Origin of the sequence: Ruminococcus callidus ATCC 27760 (assembly GCF_000468015.1) — a bacterium.
Lineage (GTDB): Bacteria > Bacillota > Clostridia > Oscillospirales > Ruminococcaceae > Ruminococcus_C > Ruminococcus_C callidus.
Genome location: NZ_KI260490.1, coordinates 4,177 through 12,230, shown reverse-complemented (window position 1 = coordinate 12,230; position 8,054 = coordinate 4,177). Strand labels below are relative to the sequence as shown.

Below are 8,054 nucleotides of genomic sequence, written 5' to 3'. Positions count from 1 at the left end.
AATCTGCACGCAGATTGCGTGCAAAGCCGTCAGGTGAGCTTTATTCAGTGTTTCCTCAAAATAAGGGCTTGCTTTTTTTGGCGGAATACGGTATAATAAGATGAATCAATATGTTTGCATGATGCAGGCTCTGAAAAAGAACCTAAGGGCAGCACCGCACAAAGCCCGCCTGACGGCTTTGCACACAGTCTTTGTACAGGACTGCCCGAACAAACGGGAGGATTATTAAATATGCCAAAATATGTATTTGTCACCGGCGGCGTTGTGTCCGGACTGGGTAAGGGAATCACCGCGGCTTCGCTGGGTCGTCTGCTGAAAGCCCGCGGCTATAAGGTCACGATCCAGAAATTTGACCCGTATATCAACGTGGATCCGGGTACCATGAGCCCGTACCAGCACGGTGAAGTATTCGTAACGGACGACGGTGCAGAAACCGATCTGGATCTCGGTCACTACGAGCGTTTCATCGACGAGAGCCTGTCGATCAACAACAATGTTACCACCGGTAAAGTGTACTGGACCGTTCTGAACAAGGAACGCCGCGGCGACTATCTGGGCGGCACTGTGCAGGTGATCCCGCACATCACCAACGAGATCAAGGACCGCATCTATCGTGTCGGCAAGGAATCCAACGCAGATGTTGTCATCACAGAGATCGGCGGTACCGTAGGCGACATCGAGAGCACACCGTTTCTGGAAGCGATTCGTCAGTTCGTCACCGAAGTGGGCAGAGGCAACGCCATGTACATTCACGTGACACTGGTGCCGTATATTGCCGGCTCCAATGAACTGAAATCCAAGCCCACACAGCACTCCGTCAAGGAACTGCTGTCTATCGGCATTCAGCCCCACGTGGTAGTCTGCCGGACAGAGCTGGAGATTCCGGAGGATATGAAGCGGAAGATCAGCATGTTCTGTAATGTACGGGAAGAAGACATTATCCAGAACATGACGGCACCGTCCCTGTACGAAGTGCCCATGATGCTGGAGAACGAAGGTCTGACAGACAGCGTCTGCCACCATCTTGGTCTGGAGAATCGGGAGCCCGACCTCACCGAATGGACTGCCATGACCGAACGGCAGAAGCGTGCCGACAAGGACGTGACCATTGGTCTGGTGGGCAAGTACGTGGCATTGCAGGACGCATATCTGTCTGTGGCAGAGGCTCTGCACCACGGCGGTATTGTCAATGATGCCAGAGTGAAGATCCAGTGGATCGACTCCGAGAAGATCACACGGGAAACGGCTCCGGAAATGCTGAAGGACTGCGATGGCATTATCGTTCCCGGCGGCTTCGGCGACCGCGGTATCGAAGGCATGATCGAAGCCATTCGCTATGCCCGTCTGAACAAGGTGCCCATGTTCGGCATCTGTCTGGGCATGCAAATGGCAGTGGTGGAATTTGCACGCAATGTGGCTGGTTTTCCGGACGCAAACTCCTCCGAGTTTGAGCCGGACGGTGCACACAGTGTCATTCACATCATGGAAGACCAGAAAGACATTACCAACATGGGCGGCACCATGCGTCTGGGGCTGTATCCGTGCAAGCTGACAGCGGGCAGTCTGGTACACCAGATCTACGGCGAAGACCTGATCTATGAGCGTCACCGCCACCGGTTTGAATTCAACAATAACTTCCGCAAGCAGCTGACCGAAAAGGGCTTGCAGATCGCCGGACTTTCTCCGGACGAACGTCTGGTAGAGATCGTTTCCCTGCCGGATCACCCGTGGTTTATCGGCGTACAGTTCCATCCGGAATTCAAGTCCCGCCCGAACAAGCCCCAGAAGCTGTTCGCTTCCTTTATCGGTGCGGCACTGAAAAAGCGGAATCAGTAAGAGTGCTTTGCGATATTGCCTTACGCAGCAGCCAGGAACGATCGTGAAACATATCATACCTTTCTAGGGAGGTGGAACCCATGAGCAAAATGTTGATCGTAGACGATGAAGAAAAAATTCGTGCCGTAGTGCGGGAGTACGCGGAGTTCGAGGAGTTCGAAGTGACCGAAGCACGGGACGGCATGGAGGCGGTGGCACTCTGTCGGGAAAATGATTATGACATCATTATCATGGACGTGATGATGCCCCGTCTGGACGGCTATTCCGCCTGCAAGGAGATCCGGAAGCAGAAAGATGTTCCCATTATCATGCTGTCCGCCCGCGGCGAGGAATACGACAAGCTGTTCGGTTTTGAAACCGGCATCGACGACTATGTGGTAAAGCCCTTTTCGCCCAGAGAACTCATGGCACGGGTGCGTGCAGTTCTGGCACGGAGCCATGCGGCAAAGCAGGGCGGCGGCGATACCCAGCAGCGGCTGAAATTCGGCGGGCTGGAGATCGACCTTGCCGGACGGGAGGTGTATGTGGACGGCGTGCGTGCGTCCATGACGCCAAAGGAATACGACCTGCTGTTCTATCTGGTGAAAAATAAGGGACTGGCTCTTTCCAGAGATAAGCTGCTGGAAGAAGTCTGGGGATACGATTTCTTCGGGGACGACCGTACTGTGGATACGCATATCAAGATGCTTCGCGGCAATCTTGGACCGTATCGTTCAGATATTGTGACCTTGAGAGGAATGGGATATAAATTTGATCCGGAAAATGACGCATCACCGGCATCATCTCGGTGAACGCAATCTCCGCATCGGCGTAAAGATCTGGCTGTTTTTTATGCTGTTTGTGTGCGTGGTATTTCTGCTGATGTGGCTGTTTCAGATCATCTTTCTGGAATGGTTCTATGAGTCTATGAAGATCCGCGACACGGCAAAACTGGCACAGCAGCTGGTGTCGGACTATGGCAGTGAGGACTTTTCTGACGATGCACAGGAGATCTCGCTGCAAAATGAAATGTGCATTGAACTGCTCAATTCCAACGGCAGGGAAGTGTACTATAACTGTGTGTATAACGGCAAGTGTCTGCTGCACGGCAAAGAAAGCGGAACGCTGTTCTATCTCATCGACCTCCAGAACAGCAGCACCGGCACGATCTGCCGGCGGGTGTCCAACCCGACACTGCAAAATGAAATGCTGGTCTACGGCTGTACCATGTACAGCAAGGACGACGGCAGCGTGCTGGGCTATCTGCTGCTGAATTCACCGCTGGTGCCGGTGGAATCCACCGTGTCCATTCTGAAGCGGCAGACCATGATGATCACCATTATGCTGGTGTTCTTCGGGTTCCTGATCTCGTTCTATGCGGCGAACCACATTGCCACCCCCATTACCCGTATTACCCAGTCCGCCAAGCGGCTGGCACACGGGGATTATGCGGTGAAGTTCGAGGGCGGCGGCTATGCCGAAGTGGACGATCTGGCGGAAACGCTGACCTATGCGGCACATGAGCTTTCCAAGACAGACCAGATGCAGCGGGATCTGATCGCCAACGTTTCCCACGACCTGCGAACGCCCCTGACCATGATGAAAGCCTATGCGGAAATGATTCGTGACCTGTCGGGGAACAATCCGGTGAAGCGGGAACAGCACCTGAACATCATCATCGAGGAAACCGACCGGCTGACGCAGATCGTCAACGATATGCTGGACTTGTCCAAGCTGGAAAGCGGAGCACAGAAGCTGGATTACAGCACGTTTGACATCGCCCAGTGCATGGCGGAGATCGTGCACCGCTATGAGGGCGTGTCGGAGCGTATGGGCTATCAGATCCATCTGACGCTGGACGAGCCCTGCATGGTACGCTGCGACGAGAGCAAGATCGACCGCGTGATCGGAAACCTGATCAATAACGCGATCAATTACACCTCCAAGGAGGACAAACAGGTGTTTGTCACGCAGCGGAATCTGCCCCAGTGCGTGCGAATTGAAGTGCGGGACACCGGCGACGGCATCGAGGAGGACAAGATCAAGCTGATCTTCGATAAGTACTACCGTTCCGAGAACCATAAGCGGGAAGTGGTAGGCACCGGACTGGGCTTGTCTATCGTGAAAGAAATCCTGAAGATGCATAACTATAATTATGGTGTCAACAGTAAGCTGGGCGAGGGCTCTACGTTCTGGTTCGAGATACGGGACATCGTGCCGCCGGAAAAACCGGAGGACGAGGAAATCCCGGATGCGGAGATTCGACAGCTGTAAAAAGAAGAAGCGGACAGTGTAAGTGCTGTCCGCTTTTTGTTTGGGGTATGAAAAATTGAAATGTATGTTTCTTGCTGTAATTTTCTTCTATGCCCTTACCGTTTTCTCATGGGTTTTCACGAAAGCGGCACCGCAAAAAATTTCCCCGAAAGTGAAACCAATTCCGACAGACCGGTGTCTATCTATATGAAACCACACAGAGCATATCTAAGGAAACACTGCAAGAGTGTTTCCCTAAGCATATGCTCTCCGGAAAGGAGGCGGCACGATGCTGCATGCAACAACATGGGAAAGCTGTCCGGCAGAACTGCTTCTGTCGGCGGCGGCTCCGGAGGACACCGGAAAAGATGCACGGCTGCTGGAACAGCTGAAACAACAGAACCGCCGCGGGCTGGAACGGGTGATGAAACGCTATACCGCCTATGTGGGAACAATCCTGCGGAATGTCACCCGCGGACAGACAACACAGGAGGATTTGGAGGAACTCACCGCAGACGTGTTCCTTGCCCTGTGGCACCACGCTCCCGAGATGCGGACGGAACACCTCACCGGCTATCTCGCCAGCATTGCCCGTTCCAAGGGGTACAACTGGCTGCGGAAAAACCGCCCCGAAACCATGCCCATTGATGACGTAGTGATCTCCGATGATACCGATGTTTCGGCACAGGCAGAGCAGGCGGAACTGGCGGGCATTGTACAGGAAATGCTGGCACAGCTGCCGGAACAGGATCGGGAACTGCTGCTGCGGTTCTATTTCTACCGCCAGTCCGTGCGGGAAATTGCCGGCGAAATGCACATGAAAGAATCCACCGTGAAAACCAGAATGTACCGCAGCCGGCGTGCCGGCACGAAGTCACGCTCCGCACTGGAAAATGGGACGGATTCCGGCGGTGCTGATCGCGGCGGCAGTGCTGGTCAGCGGCAGTGCGATCACCGCGGCAGCGGCAACCGGCGGCTTTTCCCAGCTGATGCAGCTGGTGTTTGGAAAAGACGTTTCGTATCCGTCCACGCTGGAAGAACTGTATGCCGTTCCTGAAGTGAAAATGACGGACACATGCGAGGACATCGACTGTCAGGTGCTGGGCGTATTTGGAGATGAGCATACCGTCAACTTCGTTCTGGAATTTTCCGGTGTCAACGGTTTTCAGCTGCCGGAAACACCGCGGTTTTTCGGGGAATTTCCTTGGATAGAAAGCGATGTTGCCACCGGTGGCTCCAGCAAGATAGACTATATTTATGATGCTTCTGACAGCGGGCATTGGTATGTGACGATCCATAACGAACTCGATCAGATCGATTTTAAGAGCCACCCGAAAGTTTCTATGGAGATCGAGAAATTTCTGACCGGCTCCAATGCACCTGATGCCTATCTGACATGGGATTGGGGCGAAACGTATGATATGTGGGATATTCGGAACTGGCTGGGCTATTCTATGGCGGATATCAATACCAAAAAGCCCTTGTCCGCGGAGGACTGGCAGAAAGTTTCAGAAAATTTCGAGCTGTTAGACCAAATGAGTGCAATACAACACGGGAATCTCAGCGGTGAAAAGTGGCAGAACGATGATGAGCGGGTATACCTGTTAAAGTCGGACATTCTGACCGAGGGCGGTATCAGCATGGAATTCGATCTGGACTATCCCATGACAAAGACCGTGACAGACAGTTTTACATTTACGGACTCTGAAACGGGAAAAGATACGCCGATGACCATGGAACTTTCTCCGTGGGGTGTTTCCTTTACATGGAAACCTACAGACCCCATGCCACGGGTGTTTGGCTATGTGACAGTGAATGAACACGATATTCTGAATGGCTCTTGTACCGGTTATGTCCGGACACCGGACGGCTTGACCAGACAGGTGGAAAAGGAACGGAAAGATCTGGATAATCTGTTCTACCGCGTCGGACATGTGCCCTATGTCTATGTCGATCAGGCGTATGCCGAGGGACGTGTGACTTTGTACATGAGTTTTCTGGAACCGGTCGATCCCGATCAGGTGCAGGAGGTCTACGCAGAGGACGGCACGCTGATGTGGAAGAAGTAACTCGGCAGATGTTCTCTGCCGGAAAACGCATCTCACGTTTGTGGGGTGCGTTTTTTCGTAAAATGGGGGAACATGGAACGCCGTGTCCGCACCACCCCACCTGCCAAAACACCTACCACTTTCGTCGCAATTGACAAAAACGCAATCTTGTTGTATAATATAACAATCACATTTTCTGCAACTGCGGAATGACAAAGGAGAACTGATATGAGTACATCATCCAAAAAACGAGCGACATTCCACTCGCGGCTGGGCTTTATTCTGGTATCTGCCGGCTGTGCCGTGGGACTGGGCAACGTCTGGAAATTCCCGTACATCTGCGGCGAAAACGGCGGCGGAGCATTTCTGCTCATCTACCTGCTGTGTCTGCTTCTGCTGGGACTGCCCATTGTCATCTGCGAATTTGCCATTGGACGGGGCAGCCGCCGCAGCATTTCACAGGCACTGAACATTCTGGAACAGCCGGGCAGCCGCTGGCACATCACCAAATACGCCGGCATTGCCGGAAATTATCTGCTGATGATGTTCTATACCATGGTTGCCGGCTGGATGCTCTACTACGCGTTCCTGTACGGTTCGGGAAAGATCACCGCCGTTTCCGCCGAAGAAACGTCCGGCTTTTTCTCCCGCATGCTGGACAGTCCGGCACTGATGATCCTGTTTGCCGGTATTGTCATTGTTCTCTGTATCGGCATCTGTGCTCTGGGACTGCAAAACGGCATTGAAAAGATCACCAAAGTCATGATGATGCTGCTCATTGTGCTGATGCTGGTACTGGTGGTGAACTCACTCCGGCTGAAAGGAGCAGGCGAGGGTCTGAAATATTTCCTCGTCCCCAGCTTCTCCCGCCTGAAAGAAAACGGCTACGGTTCTGTGGCATTCGCCGCCATGACGCACGCGTTCTTCACCCTGAGCGTGGGCATCGGTGCAATGGAGATCTTCGGCAGCTATCTGAAAAAAGGTCGGCGTATCGCCGGCGAAGCGATCAACGTGGTAATTCTGGACACCTTCGTTGCCGTTATGGCTGGTCTGATCATCATTCCGGCGTGCTTTGCCTATGGCGTACAGCCGGATGCCGGTCCGTCCCTGCTGTTCATCACCCTGCCGAACGTGTTCCAACACATGGTGGGCGGCCGCATCTGGGGCTGCTGCTTCTTCGTGTTCATGTCCTTTGCCGCTCTCTCCACCGTCATTGCCGTGTTTGAAAACATCATCACCATGACCGTGGAACTGGGCAGCTGGACACGAAAGAAATCGCTGCTGGTGAATCTGGTGCTGATCTTCGTGCTGTCCCTGCCGGCAATTCTGGGCTTCAATCTGCTGTCCGGCTTCCAGCCCTTCGGGGACGGCTCCAGCGTGATGGATCTGGAGGACTTTTTGGTTTCCTATAATATCCTGCCGCTGGGTTCGCTGATCTATGTGCTGTTCTGCGTCCGGAAAAACGGCTGGGGCTGGGAAAAGTTTCTGGCAGAAGTCAACGAGGGTACAGGCACGAAGCTGCCGGCATGGCTGCGGGGGTATATGGCATACGTGGTGCCGACCTTGATTTGCCTGATCTACCTCAAGGGCTATTATGACATGTTCGCCGGAAAGGGTACGGGCGTGCTTCTCGGCTGGATGGCGTTCGCCGTGCTGCTGTTGGCAGTGATTTTCTGGGTGTGCTTCTCTGTGGGCAAAAAGCCGGCAGACACCGCCGCAAAATCGGAATAAGTGTTTCCTTAAGAAAACAAAAAAACCGTTTCGCCGTCGGAGAGTTCCGGAAGCGAAACGGTTTTTGTTTTGGTATAGTGATCGCGTGTAAAGGCGACACCGCATAAAGCCAGCCTGCCGGCTTTGTCAGTGCGGTATTTCCTTAAGGCAATACAGCACAAAGCCCGCCTGATGGCTTTGTACGCAATCTGCGTGCAGATTTTCCGT

At 53.4% G+C, this 8,054-nt stretch carries 6 protein-coding genes; 5 read left to right on the top strand and 1 reads right to left on the bottom strand.

What is annotated here, in order from left to right:
* Positions 1-231: 231 nt before the first annotated feature.
* From RUMCAL_RS13440 to RUMCAL_RS13415, 5 genes are all read left to right on the top strand, one after another.
* Positions 232-1,836 (top strand): CTP synthase, encoded by a 1,605-nt coding sequence (locus RUMCAL_RS13440; RefSeq protein WP_021683540.1) that lies wholly within the window; start codon positions 232-234, stop codon positions 1,834-1,836.
* An 80-nt stretch (positions 1,837-1,916) separates the two neighbouring features.
* Positions 1,917-2,627 (top strand): response regulator transcription factor, encoded by a 711-nt coding sequence (locus RUMCAL_RS13435; protein WP_021683539.1) that lies wholly within the window; start codon positions 1,917-1,919, stop codon positions 2,625-2,627.
* Positions 2,587-4,089, top strand: a complete 1,503-nt coding sequence (locus RUMCAL_RS13430) for a sensor histidine kinase (RefSeq protein WP_242823523.1) — start codon at positions 2,587-2,589, stop codon at positions 4,087-4,089. Before RUMCAL_RS13435 ends, RUMCAL_RS13430 begins: the two co-directional genes overlap by 41 nt.
* A gap of 268 nt (positions 4,090-4,357) precedes the next feature.
* Positions 4,358-5,125 (top strand): RNA polymerase sigma factor, encoded by a 768-nt coding sequence (locus tag RUMCAL_RS13425; RefSeq protein WP_021683536.1) that lies wholly within the window; start codon positions 4,358-4,360, stop codon positions 5,123-5,125.
* A 1,219-nt stretch (positions 5,126-6,344) separates the two neighbouring features.
* The gene (locus tag RUMCAL_RS13415) at positions 6,345-7,847 is read left to right on the top strand and encodes a sodium-dependent transporter (protein ID WP_021683533.1); all 1,503 of its coding nucleotides are present in this window, start codon (positions 6,345-6,347) and stop codon (positions 7,845-7,847) included.
* An 8-nt stretch (positions 7,848-7,855) separates the two neighbouring features.
* Here RUMCAL_RS13415 and RUMCAL_RS16340 read toward each other — a convergent pair.
* Positions 7,856-8,054: hypothetical protein (locus tag RUMCAL_RS16340; RefSeq protein ID WP_021683532.1), on the bottom strand; the 199-nt coding region annotated here is incomplete at its 5' end.

What these genes read in the sequence shown, in the direction of transcription:
- RUMCAL_RS13435 (WP_021683539.1), top strand. Translation starts at nt 1,917, where the DNA reads ATGAGCAAAATGTTGATCGTAGACGATGAAGAAAAAATTCGTGCCGTA.
- RUMCAL_RS13425 (WP_021683536.1), top strand. Translation starts at nt 4,358, where the DNA reads ATGCTGCATGCAACAACATGGGAAAGCTGTCCGGCAGAACTGCTTCTG.
- RUMCAL_RS13440 (WP_021683540.1), top strand. Translation starts at nt 232, where the DNA reads ATGCCAAAATATGTATTTGTCACCGGCGGCGTTGTGTCCGGACTGGGT.
- RUMCAL_RS13415 (WP_021683533.1), top strand. Translation starts at nt 6,345, where the DNA reads ATGAGTACATCATCCAAAAAACGAGCGACATTCCACTCGCGGCTGGGC.